This window comes from Oxalicibacterium sp., from assembly GCF_057353965.1.
This window is the reverse complement of the sequence record NZ_JBMQZD010000001.1, coordinates 543,212-568,747: the sequence shown is the minus strand read 5'-3', so window position 1 is coordinate 568,747 and position 25,536 is coordinate 543,212. Positions and strand designations below refer to the sequence as shown.

Below are 25,536 nucleotides of genomic sequence, written 5' to 3'. Positions count from 1 at the left end.
ATTGCCGACAGCCATCCGTGCCAGCGTCCGCACGGGTTCCCGGCGGGGCGGCGACTTGCTGAACGGACGGCCTTCCCGTAGAATCCTTGCACCATTTCGTCTCACGTAACTGGCGAAAATCGGCCGATTTCCCGAATGTTGCCGGAAGATCGGGCCGAAAAGGTGGATCGAGCCACCGTGAAGCGTGAGATCAGATCCGCCGTGCGCCTGGGCAGCCGAATGGCAGGCAAGACTGAGGCTGTCGCATGTTGTCCGTCCCTCACTCGATCCGTCAGCATTGTGTCGCTGTCCATTGTACGCGTCATCGCGTGTCACGGACCATTTTGAACGATTGGAGTCATTGCATGTTTTCGAAAGACCAAACCCTCGCCAAAGTCGATGCGGAATTGTGGGATGCAATCCAGAAGGAAAACACCCGCCAGCAGCAGCACATCGAGCTGATTGCGTCGGAGAACTACACGTCGCCGGCCGTGATGGAGGCGCAGGGTTCGCAGTTGACCAACAAGTACGCGGAAGGTTATCCAGGCAAGCGTTACTACGGCGGTTGCGAATACGTGGATATCGTCGAGCAGCTGGCGATCGACCGCGTTAAGCAGCTGTACGGCGCGGAAGCCGCCAACGTGCAGCCAAACTCGGGCTCGCAGGCGAACCAGGGTGTGTTCCTCGCCGTGCTGAAGCCGGGCGATACCATCATGGGCATGTCGCTGGCTGAAGGCGGCCACCTGACGCATGGCATGGCGCTGAACATGTCGGGCAAGTGGTTCAACGTAGTCTCCTACGGCCTGAACGACAAGGAAGAAATCGATTACGAGCAGATGGAGCGTCTGGCGCGCGAGCACAAGCCGAAGCTGATCATCGCCGGCGCTTCCGCCTATGCATTGCGCATCGACTTCGAACGCTTCGCGAAGATCGCAAAGGAAATCGGTGCCTACTTCATGGTCGATATGGCGCACTATGCCGGTCTGATCGCTGCCGGCGAATATCCGAATCCGGTACCGTTTGCCGACTTCGTCACGTCGACCACGCACAAGTCGCTGCGCGGTCCGCGCGGCGGCTTCATCCTGATGAAGGCCGAGCACGAAAAGATCATCAACTCGGCGATCTTCCCCGGCCTGCAGGGCGGTCCGCTGATGCACGTGATCGCGGGCAAGGCCGTCGCCTTCAAGGAAGCGCTGGCCCCGGAATTCAAGACCTATCAGCAGCAGGTCGTGAAGAATGCCGACGCGCTGGCAAAGGCGTTGATCGCGCGCGGCTTGCGCATCGTGTCGCATCGCACCGAATCGCACGTGATGCTGGTCGACCTGCGCGCGAAGAAGATCACCGGCAAGGATGCGGAAGCCTTGCTCGGCCGTGCGCATATCACCTGCAATAAAAATGGCATTCCGAATGATCCGGAAAAACCGTTTATTGCCTCCGGCATCCGTCTCGGCAGCCCGGCGATGACGACGCGCGGCTTCAAGGAAGCGGAATCGACCAAGGTCGGCAACCTGATCGCCGACGTGCTGGATAATCCGAACGACGAAGCGACGATCGCGCGCGTGAAAGAAGAGGTCAAGAAATTGACCGACGCTTTCCCGGTGTACGGTTGATCAAGCGATGAAGATTGCGGTGCCGTGGGTGCCGCACAAGCAGTAAATGAAATGGCCTTGTGCGAACGGTGTTCGGCAAGGCCATTTTGGGATGGCCGGAGGTTCGCCTCCGTTGATCGTGGTGTGGTACGTCAAGGTGCATTGCCATGAAGTGTCCTTTTTGCCAGAGCGAAGATACCCAGGTTCTCGATACGCGCGTGTCGGAGGAGGGCGACAGCATTCGCCGTCGTCGCCGTTGCGCGCAGTGCGACAAGCGTTTCACGACTTACGAGCGGGTCGAACTGACGATGCCAGTGGTCGTCAAGAAGAATGGCAGCCGCATCGATTTCGATCCGGCCAAGCTGCGCGGGAGCCTGCAACTGGCGTTGCGCAAGCGGCCGGTGCCGGCCGAAGCGGTCGATGCGGCCATCCATCGCATCGAGCAAAAGCTGCTGTCCAGCGGCGCGCGCGAAGTGTTGTCCGGCCAGATCGGCGAACTGGTGATGCGCGAACTGCAGCGATTGGACAAGGTGGCCTACATCCGTTTCGCTTCGGTCTATAAAAGCTTCGAGGACGTGGCCGAATTCCAGGATGCGATTGCCGAGATCGGCAATGAACGCAAACCGAAGTCGCCGTCCTGACAAGACGATTCCATTCGGCTCGCAATTGGTTTCATGATCGACGGCGCTGTCTTCAGCGCCGTTTTCTTTTCAGCAGATCGCTGATTTCTGCGGCATTCCACAACGAATGCTGCAATCCCTCCATGTCATTTTCCACTTTGCTGCCGCGCAGCCGACTTGCCAGCCGTGCTGCATCGAAAGGTGCACGCACTTTCTGGTCATTATCGAAATAGCAGAAGACGTCGCGTGCGGTCTTCTTGTGTGTAGCTGTTTTGTGTGACGGCGCATTCACGATGCGTTGCGCATCGCGTGGTTCGCCGCCGCTTTCCCATGTCTTGATCCGTTTCGCCCAGTAATCGAGCGCGTCGTCGGAATAGGCGCCGCTGTACAGCGTTTCAGTGCCATGCAGGCGCATGTAGATGAAATCGGTGGTGACGTCTTCCGCGTAGGGCCAGTTTGCCGTCGAATCTGAAAACACGAGCGCGGCGCGGTATTTGCGCAGCATTTGAACGAACGCTTCGTTACAAAAACTGGCGTGGCGGATTTCGACGGCATGGCGTAGCGGGCGCTTGCGGTCCGTTTTCAGGTAAACGTGCTTGATATGCGCATCGTGATGTTTTGCGACTTCGACGGCGGCTTCGGTATCGTGCGGCAATCCTTGCAGGAAGACTTCGAATAACTCCGGGTCGAAGCGCAGGCTGGGCGGGAACTGCCACAGGATAGGGCCCAGTTTTTCGCGCAGATTGAAAAGACCGGAGGCGAGAAAATTGGCGATTGCGGTTGCAGACCGTTCGCCACGCAGCCGCAGGATGTGCGTAATGAAACGCGGCGCCTTCACGCTGAACATGAATTGCGGCGGCGTCGCTTCGTACCAGGACTGATAACTGGCCGGTGTCTGCAATGCGTAATGCGAGCCGTTGATTTCGATCGTCTGCAGCGCGCGGGATGCAAACGCCAGTTCGCGCGCCTGCGGCAATTGCGGCGGATAGAACGCATTGCGCCAGCCGGCGTAGCGCCAGCCCGAAATGCCGGTACGTATCGATGCCATGGCTTCTCCATGTTTGTCTGCGTGCATGTGAAGTGAACCAACATGCGCCGCTCCCTCCAGTGTTGAGAGCCAGGCTGCGCAAATGTTCCCATCGACAGGTGTAGCGGATTTGCCGCAGTTCCTGCCGTCGCCTGCGCAAATCCGGATAACCTGCTATATTGCTGCCTAAGCAGTAATTGTTCAGGTAATTATTGTCCTGGTAGTTATTGACAAGGCAAATATCATGACGGATTTCAAGAAAATGTTTCCCTCCGGGGCCTGGTGCGTGGAAGAGAGCGTCGGCTATCTGCTGAAGCGCTCGCAAATCAAGCTGGCGAAGGCAGTCGACATCGTGCTGGCGTCGCACGACATCACGCATGCGCAAGGCAGCATCATTCTGATGTTGTATTCCGGACATTATTCGACGGCAGCCGAGCTGGCGCGCGAGCTTTACATCGATTCCGCATCCATTACCCGCATGCTGGACCGGCTGGAAAAACGCGGCCTGATCGTGCGCATGCCGTGCCGCAACGACCGTCGCGTCATCAATCTGAAGCTGTCGGAAGAGGGCAACAAATTGGCCGACCAACTGCCGAATTTGTACGGCACGGTGCTGAGCCGGAATTTCGTCGATTTCAGCGCCGAGGAAGTGGCGCTGCTGAAAACGTTGCTGCGCAAGTTTCTGGCGACGGAAGTGCCAACCGAAAGCAGCAAGCAGGACGCGAAGTGATCACAGGCGGGAACGCAAGATGAACCATTCCTTATCCAATCCAATACCGGGCGCGATGCGCTCTTTCCGCGGTCTGGTAACGGCCAGTTGCGCCGCCGTGCTGTTGACGGCCTGCGCCAGCTTTGACGGCATCGCGCCGTCGGCGCAACTGCAGCAGCCGGCGAATTACGCAGCGGCCGAATCGCTGCCGGGACAGCATGGTCAATGGCCGGATGCATCGTGGGCGCACGCACTCGGCGGCGAGTCGCTGCAATCGCTGATCGATGAAGCGCTGGCCGGCAATCCGGGCTTACAGGTGGCGCAGGCACGCGTGGCGGCGGCCAAGGCGGCGGCCGAAGTGGCAGGCGCCAACGGCGATCCGGTATGGTCGGCGACCTTCGATGCGACCTACCAGCGCTATACCGAAAACGGCATCATCCCGCCGCCGTTGGCCGGTTCGTACAAGACCGACAGTCAACTGGCGCTGAATTTTTCCTACGACTTCGATTTCTGGGGCCGGCACGCGGCCGAATTCCGCAGCGCAATCTCGCAGGACAAGGCAGCACAGGCTGAGCAGTACAACGCACGCCTGGTGATTTCGACGGCCGTCGCGCGCGCCTGGGTACAGCTGGCGCAGCAATACGAACAACGCGATCTGAACCAGCAGCAACTGGGCGTCGGCGAGCAACTGCAAAAACTGATGCGCCTGCGCTACAACGCCGGACTCGATACGCAGAGCGACGAAGAACAGATCAGGCAACTGCTCGCCAGCCTGCGTGCCACGCAGGCGCAGCTGGATGAAGCGATCGTGCTGACTCGCAATCAGCTGGCCGCATTGATGGGCCAGGGGCCGGATCGCGGCCTGCGCATTCCACGGCCGACGTTGCCGGCGGAAGAGGCGATTGCATTGCCGGATGAATTGCCGCTGGCGTTGCTCGGCCGCCGTCCCGACATTACCGCCGCGCGCTGGCGTGTGGAAGCCGCACAAGGAGATATTGATGCGGCCAAGACGGCGTTCTATCCGAATGTGAATCTGGTTGCTTTCGCCGGCTTCTCTGCAATCGGTCTGGACAACCTGCTGGAAAGCGGCAGTCGTGTCGCCGGCATCGGCCCTGCGATCAGCGTGCCGATTCTCGACAGTACGCGTTTGCGCGGCGGTCTGAAGCAGCGTGTCGCCAATTACGATGCACAGGTCGCCACCTACAACCAGACACTGACCGAAGCGCTGCATGACGTGGCAGATCAGGTGAAATCGCTGCAATCGTCGATTGCGCAAAGCCGTCAGCAGCAACTGGCGACTCAGGCCGCTGCAAACACGCTGCAGCTGGCGCGCGACCGCGAGCGTGTCGGCACCACCAACATGTTGCCGGTGCTGCAATCCGAGTTGTTCTATCTGTTCCAGAAACGTATCGACCTCGATTCGCAGGCGCGCCGCAGCGAAATGCACATCGCGCTGATCAAGGCGCTGGGCGGCGGTTTCGATGCGCGGGCACAAAGCCTGTCGCATGACGGTAATTCTTCTTCGAACAATGATTCTCCCTCTGTGAGCAATGCATCATGAATACGACCAATCAGGAAATCCAGAAAACCGATAATGGAAGCGGTAACGGAAACGGCAAGCGCCGCCGCCAGCTGATCATTACGACGCTTGTGCTGGCGTTGCTGGCCATCGCCTACGGTGCGTACTGGTTCATCTACGCGCGGCATTTCGAGGATACCGACGATGCTTATGTCGCCGGCAACATCGTGCAGGTGACGCCGCAGGTCGGCGGTACCGTGGTCGCAATCCATGCCGACGATACCGAGCTGGTGCAGGCCGGCAAACCGCTGGTCGATCTGGATCGCAGCGATGCCAAGGTCGCGCTGGAACAGGCCGAAGCGCAACTGGGCCAGACCGTGCGTGAAGTACGCAAGCTGTTTGTCGACAATGCGACGCTGAACGCCAACATCGCGCAGCGCAGTACGGAAGTGGAACGTGCGCGTGCCGATCTGGCACGCCGCCAGCAACTGGCTGGCACCGGTGCGGTGTCGAAGGAGGAACTGGAACACGCACGCACGACGCTGGAAACGGCGGAAGCCTCGCTGCAGGCCACGCGCAAGCAACTGGCATCGAATCAGGCGCTGACCGATCATACGACCGTCGCGCAGCATCCGAACGTGCAGGCCGCTGCGGCGCAAGTACATGCTGCCTATCTGGCCTACGCACGCACCACGCTGCCGGCACCGATCACCGGTTATGTCGCCAAGCGTTCCGTGCAGGTCGGCCAGCGTGTCGCGCCCGGCACGCCGCTGCTGGCGATCGTGCCGCTGAATTCGTTGTGGGTCGATGCCAACTTCAAGGAAGTGCAGGTCGCGAAGATGCGTATCGGCCAGCCGGTGACGCTGGAATCGGACGTCTACGGCGGCAAGGTGGAATACCACGGCAAGGTGGTCGGCCTGTCGGCCGGCACCGGTGCAGCGTTCGCACTACTGCCGACGCAGAACGCGAGCGGCAACTGGATCAAGGTCGTGCAGCGCATTCCGGTGCGTATCGCGCTCGATCCGAAGGAATTGCAGGACAAGCCGTTGCGCGTCGGCCTGTCGATGCTGGTGACGGTGGATGTCTCGCATGCGGAAGGCACGTCGCTGACGTCGACCGAGCCGGTGCGTAGCGAGCCGGCGTATGAAACCGCCGTATTCGACAATATCGGCAAGGAAGCCGAGGCGCGCGTGGCGCAGATCATCGCTGCCAATGCGAACGGCGAGACAGGCGCTGCAAATGCTGCAGGCATTACGAACGCAGCCAAGCCTGTGCCTGCCGCAAAATCGAACGAGACCAATCAAGCCGCACACTGACCATGAGTGCCACTCCCAATAAAGCCGGCGGCTTGCCGCCGCTTTCCGGCACGCCGCTGATACTGGGCACGCTGGCGCTGTCGCTGGCGGTGTTCATGAACGTGCTCGATTCGTCGATCGCCAACGTGTCGATCCCGGCGATCTCGGGCGATCTCGGCGTGTCGCCGCAGCAGGGTACCTGGGTCATCACGTCGTTCGCGGTGTCGAACGCGATCTCGGTGCCGCTGACCGGCTGGCTGACGATGCGCTTCGGGCCGGTGAAGCTGTTCGTATCGTCGATCATCCTGTTCATCATCGCGTCTGCGCTGTGCGGACTGGCACCCAGCATCGGCATCCTGATCGCTGCGCGCGTGCTGCAGGGCGCGGTTGCGGGGCCGATGATCCCGCTGTCGCAGGCCTTGCTGCTGGCCAGCTATCCGCCGGCCAAGAGTGGAATGGCGCTAGCGTTCTGGGGCATGACGACGCTGGTGGCGCCGGTGGCCGGGCCGTTGCTGGGCGGCTGGATTTCGGACAACTACACGTGGCCGTGGATCTTCTACATCAACATTCCGATCGGTCTGTTTGCTGCCTGGGCCACGTGGTCGATCTACAAGCACCGTGAAGGCAAGACGGTCAAGCTGCCGATTGACAAGGTCGGCCTCGGCCTGCTGGTGATCTGGGTCGGTTCGCTGCAGGTCATGCTGGACAAGGGCAAGGAACTCGACTGGTTCAACTCCGGCATCGTGATCGCGCTGGCGGTGATCGCTGTCGTTGCCTTCATCTATTTCGTGATCTGGGAAATCGGCGAGAAACATCCGGTGGTCGATCTGTCGCTGTTCGCCGGCCGCAATTTCAGCGGCGGCGTGGTGGCGATCTCTGTCGGCTACGGTCTGTTCTTCGGCAGCCTCGTGATCCTACCGCTGTGGTTGCAGACGCAGCTCGGCTACACGGCGACCGAAGCCGGCAAGGTGATGGCGCCGGTCGGCATCCTCGCGATCATCATGTCGCCTATCGTCGGCAAGATGTTGCCGAAGGTCGATGCGCGCATCGTCGCGACGATGGCTTTCCTGATCTTCGCGCTGGTGTTCTTCATGCGCGCGCAGTTCAACGAGAACGTCGATTTCTACACGCTGATGGTGCCGACGGTGATTCAGGGCGCGGCGATGGCGATGTTCTTCATCCCGTTGACGTCCATCATTCTGTCGGGCCAGCCGCCGGAGAAGATTCCGGCGGCGGCGGGTTTGTCCAACTTCGTGCGCATCATGTTCGGCGGCATGGGCACGTCGATCATCTCGACGATGTGGGACGACCGCTCGATCCTGCACCATGCGCAACTGGCCGAATATACGGGCCCGCATAATCTTGCATTCACGCAGGCGGTCGATGGCCTGATGGCGCGCGGCATGTCGCAGCAGGAAGCCTGGGCCGTGATGGAACGGACGATGACGGTGCAGGCCAGTACGTTGGGCGCGACCGATATATTCTGGATTTCGGGCATCCTGTTCGTGGTGCTGATCGGTTTCGTCTGGCTGACCAGGCCGAGCAAATCGGCCGCGCCGGTGGACGCGGGCGGAGCGCATTGATGGACAGCAGAGGAAAAACAGGGATGACGACGGCAATGACGCTTGCGCTCTTTTGCAAGGTCGTCGACAACTATGGCGACATCGGCATCTGCTGGCGTCTTGCACGGCAGTTGCAAGCCGAGCATGGCATTGCCGTTACGCTCTGGGTCGACGATCTGTGCAGCTTCCGGCGCATCTGCCCGGATGTCGAAATCGACACGGACGTTCAGCAGATTGCCGGCGTGACGGTGCGCCACTGGTGTGATCAGCAAGGTGTATTCGTGCCGAAAGACGTGGCGGACATCGTCATCGAATTCTTTGCCTGCGATATTCCGCCCGGTTACATCGAAGCGATGGCGCAATGCACGCCGCGGCCGGTCTGGCTGAATCTGGAAGGGCTAACGGCCGAGGAATGGGTGGAAGGCTGCCATCGACTGCCGTCCATGCATCCGCGCCTGTCGTTGACCAAGCATTTCTTCTTTCCGGGTTTCACGGACAAGACGGGCGGCTTGTTGCGTGAAACAGGGCTGGACGAGGAGCGCCGCCGTTTCCAGTCCGATGTGGCGGCCATGAGGACGTTTCTTGCGCAATTCGGCGTGATGCCGCAGGAAGCGGATGCGCTGAAGGTTTCACTGTTCTGCTATCCGCATGCGCCGGTGGCAGCATTGTTCGACGCTTGGCAAAACGGCGATCGGCCCGTTACCTGTCTGGTACCGGAAGGCGTAGCGTCCGATACGGTACGCGATTTTCTCGGCGCGGATGGCAAGCCGGGAATGGCATGTACGCGCGGCGCGCTGACCGTGCGCGTGCTTCCATTCGTTTCGCAGCAGGATTACGACAAGTTGCTGTGGGCCTGCGGCCTGAATTTCGTGCGTGGCGAGGATTCCTTCGTGCGCGCGCAATGGGCGGGACGCTCATTCGTCTGGCATATCTATCCGCAGGACGAAAATCTGCATCACAAAAAGCTGCGCGCCTTCCTGCAGCGTTATGCAGTCGGCATCGACGATCTTTCGGCATTGTGGCTGCGCTGGAACGGCGTCATCGTCGAACCGTCGGAATGGCCGGGACTGTGGTCGAATTTTCAAGACGCGATGCCGGGAATGGAGGAACGATCAGCAGACTGGCTGCGGCAGGTGCTGGCAAACGGCGATCTGGCTACGAATCTGTTGAAATTTGCCGACGCGCTGCGCTCGGAAGCCGGCGAAAACAAGGTATAATGCACGGTTAATTTACGTCCGGTCAGACGTCGGGCTGATGGCGCCATCGTGCCATGTAGCGGCAGATGATCTTCATGCAACCCCATTTTTACGATCACTTTCTATGAAATTCGCAAAAGAAATTCGCGTTGGCAACATCATCATGGTGGATAGCAAGCCTTTCATCGTGCTGCGTTCCGACGTCAACGGCTCCAGCCGTACCGGTTTCACCTACAAATGGAAGATGAAGAATCTTCTGACTAGCGCGCCGCTGGAAAACGTGTTCCGCGGCGACGACAAGTTCGATGTCGTCGTGCTCGACAAGAAGCCGGTGACCTACTCGTACTTCGCCGATCCGCTGTACGTCTTCATGGATGAAGAGTACAACCAGTACGAAATTGAAGAGGAAAACCTCGGCGATGCGCTGAACTACCTGAAGGACGGCATGGAATGCGAAGCCGTGTTCTACGACGGCAAGGCGATCTCTGTCGAACTGCCGACCATCATCGCGCGCCAGATCGTCTATTCGGAACCGGCCGTCAAGGGCAATACCTCCGGCAACGTGCTGAAGGAAGCCAAGATCGAGAACGCCATCGAAGGCAAGCAGCACATCGTCCAGGTGCCGCTGTTCGTCGATCAGGGCGACGTCATCGAGATCGATACGCGCACCAACGAATACAAGAAAGTCGTGCGCGACTAAGCAGTCATTGATCGCACACAAAAAACGCTGCCCTTGGGCAGCGTTTTTTTATGCATTCAGTGATTTACTGAATATGCGCTAATAGCCGACGTGCAACAGGTCAGCGCGCATTCTCGATGTGCGCAATGCGTTCGTCGGTCGGCGGATGCGAGGACAGGTAAGGTGATACTTCATCGCCGTTGCCGGCTGCCGTCTTGAGTTTCTCGAAGCCGTTGACCAGCTGCGTGAGCGAAATCCCGTTCTTCTTCATCATCGCAATCGCGTAGTCGTCCGCTTCGCGTTCGGCATCGCGCGAATATTTCAGGTCCAGCAGCAGCGTCGGAATGTTGGCGACGATGGCCGATGCATCGCCGAAGATGGCGGTTGCCGCCGCGCCGATTGCTGAACTTTGCACAACGCGGCGCATCAGGTGATGCTCGTGCAGATGTCCCAGCTCGTGTGCAAGGATGCCGGCGATCTGATCGTCGTTGTCCATCAGCGCCACCAGTTCATCGGTCAGCACGATCTCGCCGGATGGCAATGCGAAGGCATTCGGACCGATGCGGCTCTTGCGGAACACGATCTTATAGTCCGGTGCATCGGCCTGTGGCGCGGTCAACGATTTGAAGTGGGCGACGATGGCAGCCTGCCGTGCCGGTGGCAGCGCGCTTGGCGCCAGCAGCCGTTTGTCGAGGAAACTCAGCATGCCGCGGCTGATCGTGCGTTCCGTGCTGGCTGGAAGCACTTTCGCGATGGCTTCGGCCGCCAGCGGCAGGGCGTACAGATAGGCAAGCACCAGCACGATGGCCGTGGCGACGAAGGCGGCCAGCGCGCCGCGCCAGCTTTGCTGCATGCGCACCACGGTCGAATCGCGATGACCGGTGGCGGACAGCAATGCATCGAAAGCCTGCGTGTCCTGAATTTCCAGATAGGCGTCGTCCGGGAAAGTGACCTTGCGCGGCGCATGGCGCACGCGTTCTGAAACGCGCAGTTGATCGATTGCACAACCGCGCTGCACGTCGCCGTCGATGGTGGCGATGCCGTCTTCGACGGACAGCATCACACGGTGCACGCGCGATGTCCTGCCGTCGAAATAGAGTGCCGGGATTGCCTTTGTCACACTTGTTCCATCATCACAGCGAAAGATCGAAGTCGAGCAGATCGGCCATGCCTTCGCCAGTAGCGGAAACCTGTTCCTGCTCAGCGGCGATGAAATGATCAAGGCTGCCGTCGGGCAGCAGCGTCATCGATTCGACACGGTATTTCATTGCGCGGATCGTCGCGAACGGCAGGAACAGGCCGAGCGTGCAAATGATGCCGATGATATTGGTGATGGCGATGAAAGCCATGCGTGTCCATTTCATCTCGCTGGTGAAACGATGCGGCCCGAGCTGGGTGTGATTCCAGATCAGGTTCTGGATCAACGTGGCGAAGATGGGGATGAGGATGAACATCCACGTATATAGCACCAGCAGGAAAGTGAAGATGGCGAACGTGCCGGCGTTTGACGATGCCTGGCGATCGAGTCCGCCGGCGACGGCGGCAAACAGCGCGCCGCCCAGCGTCACCGAGATGGCCACGATACCCGCCAGCCAGATTGCGAACACGATGAGATAAGCGATATAGAAGCGGCCGACCGTGCCGTCAAACGAGAAATGCGTGGCGCCGAAGCGGCTTTGTTCGTGCTGATATTTTTTGATGCGCTGATGCGCAAAAGGCGCGGCCAGATAAACCGTGGCTATCGCCAGCAGCGGCCACAGCAGGAAGGCGGTATAGATGCCTTTGCCGTCGCCGCGGAAGCCGAAACGAATGCCGCGATAGCTGGTGTTATACAGCTTGAATTGCAGGCTGCGCCAGATCAGCCATGGTGCGACGATCAGCAGTGCAGCGATCGACAGTAGGCCGACCAGATCGGAAATCTCGAAAGCGATGTTGTAGAGCACGATCAGGACGAAGGCGACGATGCGTCCCTTCAGGATGGCGACCGCATTGCCGTGGTATTCGAAGCTGCTGCCGGCGACCTGCGTGCTGCCGTAGAAATAGCGGGTACGGCGTACCTTGGCCCACGCAGAATAGATCCCCAGCGTGACGATGGACAGCAGCAGGTTGACGATCCAGATGCGGAAATATTCGCTGCCGGTGCCGCTGAAGGTAAAACGTTGCGGCTCGTCGGAAAAGGGCGAAGCGGGTACGGCGGAAACGGATGATTCGATCATGCTGGCTCCCTGAGAATTATTCTTGTTTGACGCCCGCGCAGCATTACCTGCCGGTAATTGCTTGTCAAGCCACATGCATGGGATGTGCGCGATTGTTCCTCATGTTGCCGAACAAGGATTTCCCGGCAGCACAATTGTGAGACTTCTTTTGATGATTGCCTAAAATTTAGGCAGAACAAATTTTACAAAAAATGTAACAAATACGAACTTTCGCAAGCTTCGACGAACCAAGCGAAGGTTTTGCGTTGTGCGTGATTTTCCCTCTGGAAAGTCACGCATGCAGCGCATTTCCAGGGTGCAAAAATCGATGCGTGCATATCCTGTCTTCCGGTGTGGCGGTTCTGCGTGGCCGACACAATTTTGCGGGGCACGCGCGATCTGCTTTATCTCGTCATTGCGACAAATCGACATCACTCAGGAGACTTCATGCTTCGTTCCGATACGCTCTTTGGCAAGCGCGACACCAATTCGCCTAACCCGCCACTCGGTTCAACCCACGCATCTTCGGTACTCAATACACCCGGCAGTTCCGCCGGCAACGGCTTCAACAAGTCGTCCGTTTCATCGGGCGGCCTGAACAGCATGCAGCAGCAAACCACATCGACCACCAATGAAGTCGGCAGCAAGCTGATCGTCGGTCCCAACATCAAATTGAAGGGCGTCGAAATCACCGATTGCGACACGCTGGTCGTCGAAGGCTTCGTCGAGGCGACGATGGATTCGCGCGTGATCCAGATCGCCAAGAACGGTTCGTTCAAGGGATCGGCCGGCATCGACATCGCGGAAATCCACGGTGAGTTCGATGGCGACCTGACGGTGCGCCAGAAACTGGTGATCTACGCGTCGGGCAAGGTCTCGGGCAAGATTCGTTACGGCAACGTGGTGATTGAAGAAGGCGGTCAGCTGGCCGGCGACGTGCAGGTAGGTACTGCGTCGTCTGCGGCGAAGAATCTGTCCGTCGCCAAGGGCGCCTGACGCCGCGCAAGCGGCTGTCTTGCCGCTTGCCTGTAATCTTTTAGGAGTCGCCGTTTGCGATGGCTCCTGAGTGTTGCTGTGCGCTTCGCAACCTGAGGCGACGCACCTGCGCAATAAAAAAGCACGCACCGGAAACGGTTGCGTGCTTTTTTACGAGCGGTCGATTTGCGGCGACCTACCGGCAGGCTGGATTACTTCAGGATGCGCTGCAGGAAACTGCTGATGTCGTTGATCTCTTCCATGCAGACCGAATGTGGCATGTTGTATTCGTGCCATTCGACGTCGTAGCCGAGCTTCTGCAGCAGCGCCAGCGAATGCTGGGCGCGCGTGATCGGAATTACCTGATCACCAATGCCGTGGCCGTAGTAGATCGGCGTGGCCTTGTTCGCTTCACTGCGTTCGGCTTCGAAGGAATTTTCCAGCGGCAGGTAACCGGACAGGCAGATCAGGCCGCCGAGTTTTTCCGGATGGCGCAAGCCGGTCTGCAGCGTCATCGCGCAACCTTGCGAGAAGCCGGCCAGCAGAATCTTGTCGGCGGCGATGCCGCGTTCCTTTTCGCGTTCGATCAGCGCATTGATGTCGGCTTGCGAATCGCGCAGGGTTTTTTCATCGTCGTCGCGGCCGAATTCGGTGGACCAGATGTCGAACCATGCCGGCATCATGCGACCGCCGTTGATGGTGACGGGCAGCATGGGCGCGTGCGGGAAGACGAAACGGATGCCGGGGCAGCCGGTCAGGTCCAGTTCCTTGACGATGGGGACGAAATCGTTGCCATCGGCACCCAGGCCATGCATCCAGATGATGGAAACGGTGGGATTCGGTGAAGTTTGCAGTTCGACGGTTTTCAGGGTCATGGGTAGATCACGGGAATCAGAATATTCTCGCGCTGTTCAGATAGTGGGTGGTAATGTCGTTCAGGACCTGCAGGCGGGTTTCGGCGGGAAGCCCCAGCGCCTTGTGTATGCGTTCCAGGTAGTCGAGCATCTGCGCTTTTGCAGCGTGGGCGGTATCGACGGTAACCGCTTCTTCCTCGTACAGCAGCACATAGGATCGCGCGAAACCAAAGATCAGGAAATAGGCCGTCGCGTTGGATGGATCGTTACCGGTCAATTGCAGAACCTGGTCCTTCAGGTTCTGATACGCATCGGTGCCCGGCGGTTGATTCCGGAACTCCGAAATGATGTGGTCAAGGTGCATACGGACACTCGTCTCGAACGAAAGCGAACAATGATAACACCGGCCGTCAGACCGCTTTTCCCGTAATCCCTGTTACTGCAAGCAGATTTTGCTTATTGCCTGGGCCGGATCGCATGCTTGGGACGCCATGCCTTGCATACGGCATCGTTCGTTTCAGTGTAGGGGCCGCCGATCAGGTCGATGCAGTAGGGGACGGCTGCGAAGATACCACCGACCAGTTGCTTGCCGTCGGCGTCTTTCAGGCCTTCCAGCGTTTCCTTGATCGATTTCGGCTGGCCCGGCAGATTCATGATCAGCGCGGCGTGATCGGCGGTTTCGCGGATCACGGCCACCTGGCGCGACAGAATGGCGGTCGGTACGAAATGCAGGCTGACCTGCCGCATCTGTTCGCCGAAGCCCGGCATTTCCTTGGTACCGACGGCCAGTGTCGCTTCCGGCGTCACGTCGCGCCGCGCCGGACCGGTGCCGCCGGTGGTGATGACGAGATCGCAGCGTTCGCTGTCGACCAGTTCGATCAGGGCTTGTTCGATGGCTGGCTTTTCGTCCGGCACCAGGCGCGTAATGGCCTGCCACGGGCTGGTCAGCGCGGCCGTGAACCAGGCTTGCAGCGCAGGAATACCTTCATCCTGGTAGACACCGCTGGAAGCGCGGTCGGAAATCGATACCAGGCCGATCTTCAATTCGTCAGGATTGTTTTTCGTCGCCATTGTCTTCTTGATCATCCTCGTCGGTGGGTTGTGCGGCCGGCGCCTGCAGCTGTTTCAGAATCTGGAAAATTTCGCGATAGGCCTTGGGCGGCTTGTTTTCGGCCTGTTCCTTGCGCGCATTGCGGATCAACGTGCGCAATTGCTGTGCATCGAGTTGCGGATGGTCCTGCAGTAATTGGGTCAATGCCTTGTCGTCGGCCAGCAGTTTCTCGCGCTGGCGTTCGATCGCGTGCAGCGCGGCGGTTTCGGCTTTCGACGCCCCTTTCCAGCTGTCGAGCACCTTGCGGATCGCGGCGATCTCGTCTTCTTCCAGCGAACGCATCACCTTGCCGACATACTGCAGCTGGCGGCGCCGTCCTTCATGATCTTTGATCCTCTGACATTCGAGAATCGCGTCGCGCACGTCTTCCGGCATCGGCACGCGTTTCAAGCGATCGCGCGGTTCGGCGACCAGTTCTTCGCCGAGTTTTTGCAGCGCTGTCATCTGGCGCTTCAGTTCGGACTTGGACGGGCGTTCGTACTCCTGTTCGAATTCGTTCGAACTGAAGCCGACGGAGCCGCGGTTGGAGTTGGGCATGATGGGATTTTCTCGAGACGGCGAGCCGATTTGTGACAGGCTGCTATGATAACCGCTTTACCGATTTTCCCGAAGAAACGACCCCGATGAGCGACTCCGTATTTACCCACAGCCAGGACCAGTTGAAGCAGTTCGCGCAGGACGTATTGCGTTACGCGAAGGAAAAGGGCGCCTCCGGCGCGGCAGTGGAAATCAACGAAGGCAACGGCCTGTCGGTGAGCGTGCGCAAGGGCAGCGTGGAAACCATCGAGCAGAACAAGGACAAGGGGATGGGCGTCACCGTCTATCTCGGTGCGGAAGGCCATATCCGCCGCGGCAATGCCAGCACATCCGATTTCTCGCCGCAGGCGCTGCGCGATACCGTCGAAGCTGCCTACAACATCGCCCGCTTCACGGCCGAGGACGATTGCGCCGGCCTGCCGGATGAAGACATGCTGGAGCGCCATCCGCAGGATCTGAAGCTGTGCTACCCATGGCTGATTTCGACCGAGGAAGCGGTCGAACTGGCGCGCCGCGGCGAAGCGGCCGCACTGGCGGTCGACAAGCGCATCACTAACAGCGAGGGCGCCAGCGTGTATGCGCAGCAGTCGCATTTTGTCGCGGCCAATTCGCGCGGTTTCATCGGCGGCTATCCATATTCGCGCCATACGATTTCGGTGGCGCCGATCGCCGGAAGGGGCAACAACATGCAGCGCGACGACTGGTATTCGTCAATGCGCGATCCGAAGAAGCTGGCGCAGCCGGAGGCAGTCGGCCGCTATGCGGCGGAACGCGCGCTGGCGCGGCTGAACGCGCGCAAGCTCGATACGCGCAAATGCCCGGTGCTGTTCGAAGCGCCGCTTGCGGCTGGCCTACTGGGCGCCTTCGTGCAGGCGGTGTCAGGTGGTGCGCTGTACCGCAAATCGACTTTCCTGCTCGATTCGCTCGGCAAGGCGGCGTTTGCGCCGCACGTGCAGATCGTCGAAGAGCCGCATGTGATCGGCGCGGTCGGCTCTGCGCCATTCGACGAGGAAGGCGTGCGCACGGCGCGGCGCGACGTGGTGCGCGACGGCGTGGTGCAGGGCTATTTCCTTTCCACCTATTCGGCGCGCAAGCTCGGCATGAAGACGACCGGCAATGCCGGCGGTTCGCACAACCTGTCGATCACGTCTGCGCTGACACAGCCATCCGACGATTTCAAGGCCATGCTGAAGAAGCTCGATACCGGTCTGCTGGTGACCGAGCTGATGGGCCAGGGCGTCAACTACGTGACCGGCGATTATTCGCGCGGCGCCTCCGGTTTCTGGGTCGAGAAGGGCGTGATCCAGTATCCGGTGGAGGAAATCACGATCGCCGGCAACATGAAGGACATGTTCATGCAGATCGCGGCCATCGGTGCCGATACGCTGGTGCGCGGTACCAAGCAGACCGGTTCGATCCTGATCGAAAATATGGTGGTTGCCGGTAGTTAAGAATCGCGATTTCGTAGTAAGGTAATGTCCGTTGCATGCGATGCCGCAGTGCCTCGCCTGTCACGATACAAAAAGCCACACAAAGAGCTGTCCAACTACTCAGGAGACAAAATGGAACGTCGTTCATTCCTAAAGAAAGCGGCCGTCGGCGCATCGGCCGGCGCCATTGCCGCACCGAGCTTTGCGCAGTCCAATCCGGCCCTCAACTGGCGTCTCGCATCGAGCTTCCCGAAATCGCTGGACACGATTTATGGTGCGGCCGATACCTTCGTCAAGCGCGTATCGCAGCTGACCGACGGCAAATTCAACATCCGTCCGTTTGCAGGCGGTGAAATCGTGCCGGCACTGCAAGTGCTGGATGCCGTGCAGGCGGGCACTGTCGAAATGGGCCATTCGGCTTCCTACTATTACTACGGCAAGGATCCGACCTTCGCATTCGACGCAGTCGTACCTTTCGGCCTGACGTCGCGCCAGCAGACAGCATGGTTCGATCAGGGCGGCGGTCGCGAACTGACGCGCGAATTCTTCAAGGATTACGGCGTCATCAATTTCATGGGCGGCAATACCGGCACGCAGATGGGCGGCTGGTTCCGCAAGGAAATCAAGGAAGTGCATGACCTGCAAGGTCTGAAGATGCGTATCGGCGGCTTCGCCGGTGCCGTCATGCAGCGCCTGGGTCTGGTGCCGCAGCAGATCGCCGGCGGCGATATCTATCCGGCGCTGGAAAAGGGCACGATCGATGCAGCAGAATGGATCGGTCCGTACGACGATGAAAAGCTCGGCTTCAACAAGGTTGCGCCGTTCTACTACACGCCAGGCTGGTGGGAACCCGGCCTGCAGCTGTCGTTCTACATCGGCATCAAGGAATGGGAAAAACTGCCGAAGGCCTATCAGGCAGCCATCGAGGCGGCTTCGTATGATGCGCACGTCGTCATGCAGGCGCAGTACGATGCACGCAATCCGGCTGCACTGGCGCGTCTGCTGAAGAACGGCGTCAAGCTGCGTGGTTTCTCGAAGCCGATCATGGAAGCCTGCTACAAGGCAGCGACCGACGTGATGAACGAGGAAGCGGCAAAGAATCCAAAGTTCAAGAAGATCTACGAACCGTGGAAGCGTTTCCGTGCTGACCAGAACCAATGGTATTCGGTTGCCGAAGCGCCGATCCAGAACTTCATGATCGGACGCAAGTAAACGCCGATGCAATAGCGACTGGTTTCAGTCTCCGCATGACCCGCAGCGCGCAAGCTCTGCGGGTTTTTTCATGGCTGCTTCTTTACCTCTGTGTTTTCACGTCTGTGTCGGAGGCACCGCACTTTGGCCCGTCGTGCGGCCGATGCGATTGAACTCTTCCTTCAGTTTTTGCAGATCGGCATCGGAAAGATCTTCCATATTGACCAGACGCGTGCGTGCGCCATCGATGGCGCGGATCAGTTCGTCCAGTTTCAGCTGCGTACATTGCGCTTCCCTGTTCTGTGCATTCTGGATCAGGAAAACCATCAGGAAGGTGATGATCGTCGTACCCGTGTTGATCAGCAATTGCCAGGTATCGGAATAATGAAACAAGGGGCCGGTGATCAGCCAGGCGGTCACCACCAGAAGCGCCAGCAGGAAAGCCCATGACGAACCGACCATATTGGCGCACCTGACCGAAAACTTGCGAAATGTCTCCTGCATCATGGCCTCCGCATGATTGATGTGTCGAGAGGATCGTAGCACCGGTGCGTGCTCCATTTCTTCGCATTTTGTTGTCGGAAACTGCCGACATGCACATGAGGCACGCATATGAGGTATGCAGATGATTGCAGGCAAAAAAAATCCCGCCGGCGGCGGGATTCGTGTGTCGCGCATGCGCCTCAGCCGAGCGCTGCGCGATGCCTTGCGATTGCAGCGCGTACCTGTGCCGGTGCGGTGCCGCCGACATGATCGCGCGCGGCGACTGAGCCTTCCAGCGTCAGCACGTCGAATACGTCCTGTTCGATCAGCGTCGAGTACGCACGCAGTTCATCCAGCTTCAGGTCGCCGAGATCGCAGTCGCGATCGACGCAGGTGCGCACTGCCAGCGCGACGGCTTCGTGCGCATCGCGGAACGGCAGGCCTTTCTTGACCAGGTAATCGGCCAGATCGGTGGCCGTTGCATAGCCCTGCAGTGCAGCAGCGCGCATCGCTTCCGGCTTGACCGTGATGCCGCGTGCCATGTCGGCGAAGATGCGCAGCGTATCGACGACGGTGTCGACCACGTCGAACAGCGGTTCCTTGTCTTCCTGATTGTCCTTGTTGTAGGCCAGCGGCTGACCTTTCATCAGTGTCAGCAGCGCGATCAGGTGGCCGTTGACGCGGCCGGTCTTGCCGCGTGCCAGTTCCGGCACGTCCGGATTTTTCTTCTGCGGCATGATTGACGAGCCGGTGCAGAAGCGGTCGGCGATGTCGATGAAGCCGACGCGCGGGCTCATCCAGATTACCAACTCCTCCGACATGCGCGAGATGTGCGTCATCACCAGTGCGGCAGCGGCGCAGAATTCGATCGCGAAGTCGCGGTCGGAGACGGCATCCAGCGAATTGCGGCAGACATCGTCGAAACCCAGCGTCTTTGCTACGCGTTCTCGGTCGATCGGGAAGGTGGTGCCGGCCAGCGCGGCGGCGCCCAGCGGCAGGCGGTTGACGCGTTTGCGGCAATCCAGCATGCGTTCGGCATCGCGGCTGAACATCTCGACGTAGGCCAGCATGTGGTGGCCGAAGGTGATCGGCTGCGCCACCTGCATGTGCGTGAAGCCAGGCAGAATGGTATCGGCATGCTGTTCGGCCAGATCGAGCAGCGCAAGACGGAATTCGCGCAGCAGGCCGACGATGTCGTCGATCGCGCCACGCATGTAGAGGCGAATGTCTGTTGCGACCTGATCGTTGCGCGAGCGGCCGGTATGCAGGCGCTTGCCGGCATCGCCGACCAGTTCGGTTAGGCGTTTCTCGATGTTCAGATGCACGTCTTCCAGATCCAGCAGCCATTCGAATTTACCGGATGCGATCTCGTCGCGGATCTGCGCCATGCCGCGCTGGATGGCTTCATAGTCCTGCTGGCTGATGATTTTCTGATGCGCCAGCATCTCGGCGTGCGCGAGCGAACCTTGGATGTCGACGTCGGCCAGACGCTTGTCGAAGAAGACCGATGCGGTATAGCGCTTGACCAGATCGGATACCGGTTCGCTGAAACGCGCCGACCAGGCCTCGCTTTTCTTGGAAAGTTGTGCTGTCATAATGGGATTCCTGAGGAATACGCGATTATAAAGCAACCGAGTTGCGTACCGTATTGCACACCATGACGTAATCCATTTTCACGCACATTTCTCCCATTTCGCAAACGACGTGAAAGCCCAGTCCAAGCAGCCGGAACGTGCGGCATCGGCGTCCATCCCGACGCCCGCATCGGCCATCGATGCGCCGATCGAGATCGTGATTCCGGATTGTTGCAATATCGGCATCATGGTCAGGGCGCTGCTGTTCGTCAACGGTACGGTATTGGCAGCGATGCTGATATCGGCTGCCAGCCTGCAGGCGGGCATGCTGGCTTTTGTCGAGGCGTCGATGCTGGTCGAACTGGCCTGCTTGACGTCGCTGTTTGCGTTGTGCGGCATGCGCCGGCTGATCCGGACAATTCCATCATGGGCGCAGCGGCTGGCCTGCGTGTTGGTGCCGGCGGCCATCACCGGATTGATCATCCATTACGTGCTCAGCGACAACGGCGCTGCTTTCAGTCTGAGCAAGGTCGGTGTGCCGGAAGGCATTCTTTGCGCGGCGCTGTTCGGCGGGGTGCTGCAGCATTATTTCGAATTGCGTACACGCGCGTTTTCGCCGGCGTTGGCCGAAGCGCGGCTGCAGGCTTTGCAGGCGCGCATACGGCCGCATTTCCTGTTCAACAGTCTCAATGCCGTGCTGTCGCTAATCCGCACCGAGCCGCGCCGCGCGGAAGCCACGCTGGAAGATCTGGCCGATCTGTACCGCATCCTGATGCGCGATGCGCGTGACGTGACGACGCTGGGCAACGAAGTGCGTATCGGCATGCAGTACCTGTCGATCGAAAAGGTGCGGCTTGGCGAGCGTCTGCAAGTTGAATGGAACCTGAACGAAATTTCCGGCGATACGCTGCAACGTGCAACGGTGCCGGCATTGCTGCTGCAGCCGCTGCTGGAGAATGCCATCCATTACGGCGTCGAACCGTCGCCGCAGCGTGCCCTGGTGCGCGTGGGCGTGCGCCGCGTACGTGATCGCATCGAGATCGCGATCACCAACCCCTTTCACGCCAACGTCGTTTCGACCGGCAACCACATGGCACTGAACAATATCCGCGAAAGGCTCGCCTTGCTGTACGACGTCGAAGGCGAATTGACCACCGGCATCAACAACGGCCTGTTCGCCGTGCATCTGTCGCTGCCGTACCGGAAGGCAGGCGCATGATTCCGCGCATCCTGATCGTCGACGACGAAGCGCCGGCACGTGCGCGGCTGATGACGCTGCTGTCCGACATCGCTGCCGAATGCCCGCACCGGCTGGTCGGCGAAGCGACGCAGGCGCAGGAGGCGCTGGATCGTATCGCCGAGCTGGCGCCGGACGTGGTGCTGCTGGACGTGCAAATGCCGGGCATGACGGGCATCGAACTGGCGGCGCATCTGGCACAGCATCGGGAAACGTCGCCGGCGATCGTCTTCGTGACGGCCTACGACGAATATGCGCTGAAGGCCTTCGAGGTGCATGCGCTTGATTACCTGATGAAGCCGGTGCGCGCCACGCGTCTGGCCGATGCGCTCCGGCGTGTCGTTGCGATGCGGCGGAGTGCAGCGACGCAAAAACAGGCAATCGCGGATGCGGCGGCATTGCAGGCGCCACGCCGGCATTTTTCGGTGCAGGAGCGCGGCCGTCTGCTGCTGGTGCCGGTGAGCGACGTGCTGTATCTGAAGGCCGAGGCGAAATATGTGACCTTGCGCACGCGTGAACGGGAATATCTGATCGAGAGTGCTTTGTCCGCGCTGGAACAAGAATTCGCGGCGCAGTTCATTCGTGTGCATCGCAATGCACTGGTGGCGCGCGATGCGATCGTCGGCGTCGAACGCGGTGTGCAGACGGCGGATGCGGAAGAAGAGGGCGACGGCGGCAAGGCGCAGGAATCGTGGCAGGTGATGCTGCGCGGCATCGACGATCGTCTACCGATCTCGCGCCGCCAGTGGCCGGCGGTGAAGGCGCTGGTGCGCTAGTCGGCGAGTCGGTCGAAAAGCAAAAAGGGAAGCCGAGGCTTCCCTTTTTCGTTGCGCGTATGTACGTCGCCGTATGCGACAGCGTCCGATCAGCCCGTGTTGCGCAGGCCGGCCGCCAAGCCGTTGATCGACAGATGGATACCGCGGCGCACGCGATCGTCGACCTTGCCTTCCTTCATCAGCAGGCGATGGCGTTTGATCAGCTCGACCTGCAGGTGGTTCAGCGGATCGAGATAAGCAAAGCGGTTCTTGATCGAACGTGCCAGCAGCGGGTTGTTTGCCAGGCGTTCCTTGCGTCCGGTGATCAGCGTCAAGGCATCTGACACGCGTTCGTGTTCGGCGACGATGCGCTTGAAGATGCTGTTGCGCAGACGGCGGTCCTGCACCATTTCCGAATAGCGCGAAGCGACGGCCAGATCGGTTTTCGACAACACCATGTCCATGTTCGACAGCAGCGTGGCGAAGAACGGCCATTCCTTGAACATCGCGCGCAGCATGGCAACGCGCTGGCGCTTGTTGTTGTCGGCAGCCAGCCATTGCTCGATCGCTTCGCCGAAGCCGTACCAGCCCGGCAGCAGCAGGCGGCACTGGCCCCACGAGAAGCCCCACGGAATCGCACGCAGGTCCTCGATGCGGCGCGATGCCTTGCGCGATGCGGGGCGTGAACCGATGTTGAGTTCGGCGATTTCGGCAATCGGTGTCGCCGAGAAGAAATAGTCGGTGAAGCCCGGCGTTTCGTAGACCAGATCGCGATAGGCGGCATAGGCCAGCTCGGACAATTCGCTCATCACGTTTTCGAATTCGGCCAGTTTCTTTGCATGCCGGCCGTTGAACGGATGCGGCATCAGGCTGGCTTCCAGCGTGGCGGCGACCAGCAGCGCCAGGTTGCGGCGGCCGATTTCGGGGTTCGAGAATTTGGATGCGATGATCTCGCCCTGTTCGGTCAGGCGGATCTGGCCGTTCACGGTGCCCGGCGGTTGCGCCAGGATCGCATCGTAGCTTGGACCGCCGCCGCGGCCGACGGTGCCGCCGCGGCCGTGGAACAGGCGCAGCTTGACGCCGGCGCGATTGAATACTTCGACCAGACGGGTTTCTGCCTTGTACAGTTCCCAGTTCGACGTCAGGAAGCCGCCGTCCTTGTTGGAATCCGAATAGCCGAGCATGACTTCCTGCAGGTCGCCCTGTTTGGCGATCAGCTTTCGCACCTGCGGGATCGCCATCGTCTGTTCCATGATGGCGGCGGCCTGGCGCAGGTCGGGAATGGTCTCGAACAGCGGAATCACCATCAGTTCGATATCGTCGTCGCTGCTGCCGTTGCGCAGCAGGCCGGTTTCGCGCTGCAGCAGCAATACTTCCAGCATGTCGGAAACGGTTTCCGTGTGCGAGATGATGTAGTTGCGGATCGCGCGCGAGCCGTACATTTTGCGGATGTCGTGCGCAGCGCGCATGATCGACAGCTCGGAATTGGTTTCGTCCGAATAGTCGATGTAGGGCGAGAACAGCAGGCGTGGCTTGTCGAGTTCGGACAGCAGCAGCGCGACTTTCTGTTCTTCGGTCAGCGCAGTGTAGTTCGTTTCTACCTGTGCGCAGCGGAACAGTTCGGTCAGCACGCGTTCGTGCACGTCGGAGCTTTGACGCATATCCAGCGTGGCCATGTGGAAGCCGAAGATGTCGGCTGCGCGGCGCAGTTTGGCCAGACGCGGGCGTGCCAGTGCGGCACCGTGATGCGATTTCAGCGAATCGATCAGGATCTGCAGGTCTTGCGCGAATTCGTCGGGCGACGCGTAGGGCGCGGCCGAGCCGATTTCGCGGCGCGCGATCGTGGCGGCACCGCGTGCGCGCGCGGTAGCCGCCAGACGCGTGTAGATGAAAATCAGTGCGCGACGATAAGGTTCGTCGGTGCGGTGCGCGGACTGGTCGGGCGATGCATCGGCCAGCGCCTGCAGTTCCGGACTGACACCGGCCAGGAAGCCGGAAACCGACAGCTCTGCACCCAGCGCATGTACTTCGGCGAGATAGAAGTCCAGCACCGTCGTCGACTGGCGCGACAGCGCATAGCGCATGGTGTCGGCATTGACGTTCGGATTGCCGTCGCGGTCGCCACCGATCCAGCTGCCCATCTGCACGAACGGCGAGAACGTGTTCTTCGACTTGCTGCTGGCGCGTTGCGGGAACTGTTCGGCCACTTCCTCGGCGATGTCTTCGTACATGCCAGGAAGTTCGTTCAGGAAGGTGATGCGGTAGTAGGACAGCGCGTTGTTGACTTCATCCTTGACCGACAACTTCGAGTAGCGCAGCAGGCGCGTCTGCCACAGCATCGTGATGCGCGTGTGCAGCAGCTGCGTGTTGTCGGCGCGCTCCTTCGGCGTCATCGGCAGGTCGCGTTGCGCCAGCAGGCGGGCGATATCGTTTTCCGAATCGAGGATGCTCTTGCGCTGCACTTCGGTCGGGTGCGCGGTCAGCACCGGCGAGATCAGCGCATCCTTGAAGAAGTCGCGCACCTGGGCGCCGGTGACGCCGGCCTTGTCCAGTTTTTCCAGCGCGAAGGCGACGCTGCCTTCCTGCGGCGTGGAGCCGGCCAGCAGATGCGCGCGGCGGCGGCGGTTGTGGTGATGATCTTCGGCGATGTTGGCCAGGTGAGAGAAATACGAGAACGCGCGTACCACGGTGATGGTCTGCTCACGGTCCAGCTTCTTCAGCAGGCGGTTCAACTGCGCGCCGGCCTGGTCGTCGGATTCGCGACGGAAGCGCACGGCGGTCTGGCGGATGGTTTCCACCACTTCGAACACGGCATCGCCTTCCTGGTCGCGCAGCACGTCGCCGAGCAGGCGGCCCAGCAGGCGGATGTCTTCCTTCAGCGGTGCATCCTTGTCGCGGTCGGGGGCATTCCGGGCGGAAGAAGTCGCGCGCGGTCGGGTGTTCGATTGTTTTGCCATGGTCGAAATACAGTCAGCTTGTTGATGGTGATAACGAGGGAAGATGCGCCGTTTCGCCGAAA

Annotated in this window: 23 protein-coding genes and 1 riboswitch; of the genes, 13 read left to right on the top strand and 10 right to left on the bottom strand. The window is 60.0% G+C overall.

The genetic code is table 11. The features are described 5' to 3' along the window. Positions 1-95: 95 nt before the first annotated feature. Positions 96-220: riboswitch (ZMP/ZTP riboswitch) on the top strand. Between the two features lie 124 nt (positions 221-344). Both glyA and nrdR read left to right on the top strand, forming a co-directional pair. Beyond that, positions 345-1,589, top strand: coding sequence for a serine hydroxymethyltransferase (glyA, locus tag ACO1VH_RS02805; RefSeq protein WP_486242273.1), 1,245 nt, complete (start codon positions 345-347; stop codon positions 1,587-1,589). Positions 1,590-1,735: 146 nt separating this feature from the next. After that, positions 1,736-2,209, top strand: a complete 474-nt coding sequence (nrdR, locus tag ACO1VH_RS02800) for a transcriptional regulator NrdR (RefSeq protein ID WP_486242271.1) — start codon at positions 1,736-1,738, stop codon at positions 2,207-2,209. A 52-nt stretch (positions 2,210-2,261) separates the two neighbouring features. Here nrdR and ACO1VH_RS02795 read toward each other — a convergent pair whose 3' ends face one another. Beyond that, positions 2,262-3,236: a DUF72 domain-containing protein gene (locus ACO1VH_RS02795; protein WP_486242269.1), complete on the bottom strand. Its 975-nt coding sequence runs from the start codon at positions 3,234-3,236 to the stop codon at positions 2,262-2,264. A gap of 223 nt (positions 3,237-3,459) precedes the next feature. On the opposite strand from ACO1VH_RS02795, the gene ACO1VH_RS02790 reads away from it, so the two are divergent. From ACO1VH_RS02790 to ACO1VH_RS02765, 6 genes are all read left to right on the top strand, one after another. Further along, the gene (locus ACO1VH_RS02790) at positions 3,460-3,945 is read left to right on the top strand and encodes a MarR family winged helix-turn-helix transcriptional regulator (protein WP_486242267.1); all 486 of its coding nucleotides are present in this window, start codon (positions 3,460-3,462) and stop codon (positions 3,943-3,945) included. A 19-nt stretch (positions 3,946-3,964) separates the two neighbouring features. Next, entirely contained in the window at positions 3,965-5,485 is a 1,521-nt protein-coding gene (locus ACO1VH_RS02785) for an efflux transporter outer membrane subunit (protein WP_486242265.1), read from the top strand. Further along, positions 5,482-6,759, top strand: coding sequence for an EmrA/EmrK family multidrug efflux transporter periplasmic adaptor subunit (locus ACO1VH_RS02780; protein ID WP_486242263.1), 1,278 nt, complete (start codon positions 5,482-5,484; stop codon positions 6,757-6,759). Before ACO1VH_RS02785 ends, ACO1VH_RS02780 begins: the two co-directional genes overlap by 4 nt. Before the next feature lie 2 nt (positions 6,760-6,761). Continuing rightward, positions 6,762-8,321, top strand: coding sequence for a DHA2 family efflux MFS transporter permease subunit (locus ACO1VH_RS02775; protein ID WP_486242261.1), 1,560 nt, complete (start codon positions 6,762-6,764; stop codon positions 8,319-8,321). Between the two features lie 23 nt (positions 8,322-8,344). Further along, positions 8,345-9,517 (top strand): elongation factor P maturation arginine rhamnosyltransferase EarP, encoded by a 1,173-nt coding sequence (gene earP / locus ACO1VH_RS02770; RefSeq protein WP_486242260.1) that lies wholly within the window; start codon positions 8,345-8,347, stop codon positions 9,515-9,517. 103 nt (positions 9,518-9,620) lie between these two features. Next, the gene (locus ACO1VH_RS02765; RefSeq protein WP_486242259.1) at positions 9,621-10,196 is read left to right on the top strand and encodes an elongation factor P; all 576 of its coding nucleotides are present in this window, start codon (positions 9,621-9,623) and stop codon (positions 10,194-10,196) included. Positions 10,197-10,296: 100 nt separating this feature from the next. Here ACO1VH_RS02765 and ACO1VH_RS02760 read toward each other — a convergent pair whose 3' ends face one another. Together ACO1VH_RS02760 and ACO1VH_RS02755 are read right to left on the bottom strand one after the other, a co-directional pair. Next, positions 10,297-11,295 (bottom strand): M48 family metallopeptidase, encoded by a 999-nt coding sequence (locus ACO1VH_RS02760; protein ID WP_486242257.1) that lies wholly within the window; start codon positions 11,293-11,295, stop codon positions 10,297-10,299. Positions 11,296-11,308: 13 nt separating this feature from the next. After that, the gene (locus ACO1VH_RS02755) at positions 11,309-12,391 is read right to left on the bottom strand and encodes a YjgN family protein (RefSeq protein WP_486242256.1); all 1,083 of its coding nucleotides are present in this window, start codon (positions 12,389-12,391) and stop codon (positions 11,309-11,311) included. Between the two features lie 426 nt (positions 12,392-12,817). Between ACO1VH_RS02755 and ACO1VH_RS02750 the strand changes: the two genes are divergently transcribed. Continuing rightward, complete coding sequence (locus ACO1VH_RS02750; protein ID WP_486242254.1) at positions 12,818-13,366, top strand: bactofilin family protein; 549 nt, start codon at positions 12,818-12,820, stop codon at positions 13,364-13,366. A 191-nt stretch (positions 13,367-13,557) separates the two neighbouring features. On the opposite strand, the gene ACO1VH_RS02745 is transcribed toward ACO1VH_RS02750, so the two are convergent. From ACO1VH_RS02745 to yjgA, 4 genes are all read right to left on the bottom strand, one after another. Then, positions 13,558-14,220 (bottom strand): alpha/beta hydrolase, encoded by a 663-nt coding sequence (locus ACO1VH_RS02745; protein ID WP_486242253.1) that lies wholly within the window; start codon positions 14,218-14,220, stop codon positions 13,558-13,560. 16 nt (positions 14,221-14,236) lie between these two features. Then, positions 14,237-14,563, bottom strand: a complete 327-nt coding sequence (locus ACO1VH_RS02740; protein WP_486242251.1) for a hypothetical protein — start codon at positions 14,561-14,563, stop codon at positions 14,237-14,239. Between the two features lie 92 nt (positions 14,564-14,655). After that, positions 14,656-15,270 carry a molybdopterin adenylyltransferase gene (gene mog / locus ACO1VH_RS02735; RefSeq protein ID WP_486242839.1) on the bottom strand — a complete coding sequence of 205 codons (615 nt, stop codon included), beginning with the start codon at positions 15,268-15,270 and terminating at the stop codon, positions 14,656-14,658. Next, on the bottom strand, positions 15,248-15,847 hold the full coding sequence (gene yjgA / locus ACO1VH_RS02730) for a ribosome biogenesis factor YjgA (RefSeq protein ID WP_486242249.1): 600 nt from the start codon (positions 15,845-15,847) through the stop codon (positions 15,248-15,250). The genes mog and yjgA overlap by 23 nt, the downstream gene beginning before the upstream one ends. Positions 15,848-15,933: 86 nt before the next feature. Here yjgA and pmbA point away from each other — a divergent pair, with 86 nt between their 5' ends. Both pmbA and ACO1VH_RS02720 read left to right on the top strand, forming a co-directional pair. Then, entirely contained in the window at positions 15,934-17,298 is a 1,365-nt protein-coding gene (gene pmbA / locus ACO1VH_RS02725) for a metalloprotease PmbA (RefSeq protein WP_486242248.1), read from the top strand. A 111-nt stretch (positions 17,299-17,409) separates the two neighbouring features. Then, positions 17,410-18,489, top strand: a complete 1,080-nt coding sequence (locus ACO1VH_RS02720; RefSeq protein ID WP_486242246.1) for a TRAP transporter substrate-binding protein — start codon at positions 17,410-17,412, stop codon at positions 18,487-18,489. A gap of 96 nt (positions 18,490-18,585) precedes the next feature. Here ACO1VH_RS02720 and ACO1VH_RS02715 read toward each other — a convergent pair whose 3' ends face one another. Further along, on the bottom strand, positions 18,586-18,930 hold the full coding sequence (locus tag ACO1VH_RS02715) for a low affinity iron permease family protein (RefSeq protein WP_486242245.1): 345 nt from the start codon (positions 18,928-18,930) through the stop codon (positions 18,586-18,588). 221 nt (positions 18,931-19,151) lie between these two features. Further along, complete coding sequence (gene argH / locus ACO1VH_RS02710) at positions 19,152-20,546, bottom strand: argininosuccinate lyase (protein ID WP_486242244.1); 1,395 nt, start codon at positions 20,544-20,546, stop codon at positions 19,152-19,154. A gap of 109 nt (positions 20,547-20,655) precedes the next feature. On the opposite strand from argH, the gene ACO1VH_RS02705 reads away from it, so the two are divergent. Together ACO1VH_RS02705 and ACO1VH_RS02700 are read left to right on the top strand one after the other, a co-directional pair. Further along, positions 20,656-21,744 (top strand): sensor histidine kinase, encoded by a 1,089-nt coding sequence (locus ACO1VH_RS02705; RefSeq protein WP_486242242.1) that lies wholly within the window; start codon positions 20,656-20,658, stop codon positions 21,742-21,744. Next, positions 21,741-22,538, top strand: a complete 798-nt coding sequence (locus ACO1VH_RS02700) for a LytR/AlgR family response regulator transcription factor (protein WP_486242241.1) — start codon at positions 21,741-21,743, stop codon at positions 22,536-22,538. The genes ACO1VH_RS02705 and ACO1VH_RS02700 overlap by 4 nt, the downstream gene beginning before the upstream one ends. 89 nt (positions 22,539-22,627) lie before the next feature. On the opposite strand, the gene ppc is transcribed toward ACO1VH_RS02700, so the two are convergent. Continuing rightward, a complete protein-coding gene (gene ppc / locus ACO1VH_RS02695; RefSeq protein ID WP_486242239.1) occupies positions 22,628-25,474 on the bottom strand; it encodes a phosphoenolpyruvate carboxylase in 2,847 nt (948 codons plus the stop codon). Between the last annotated feature and the right edge of the window lie 62 nt (positions 25,475-25,536).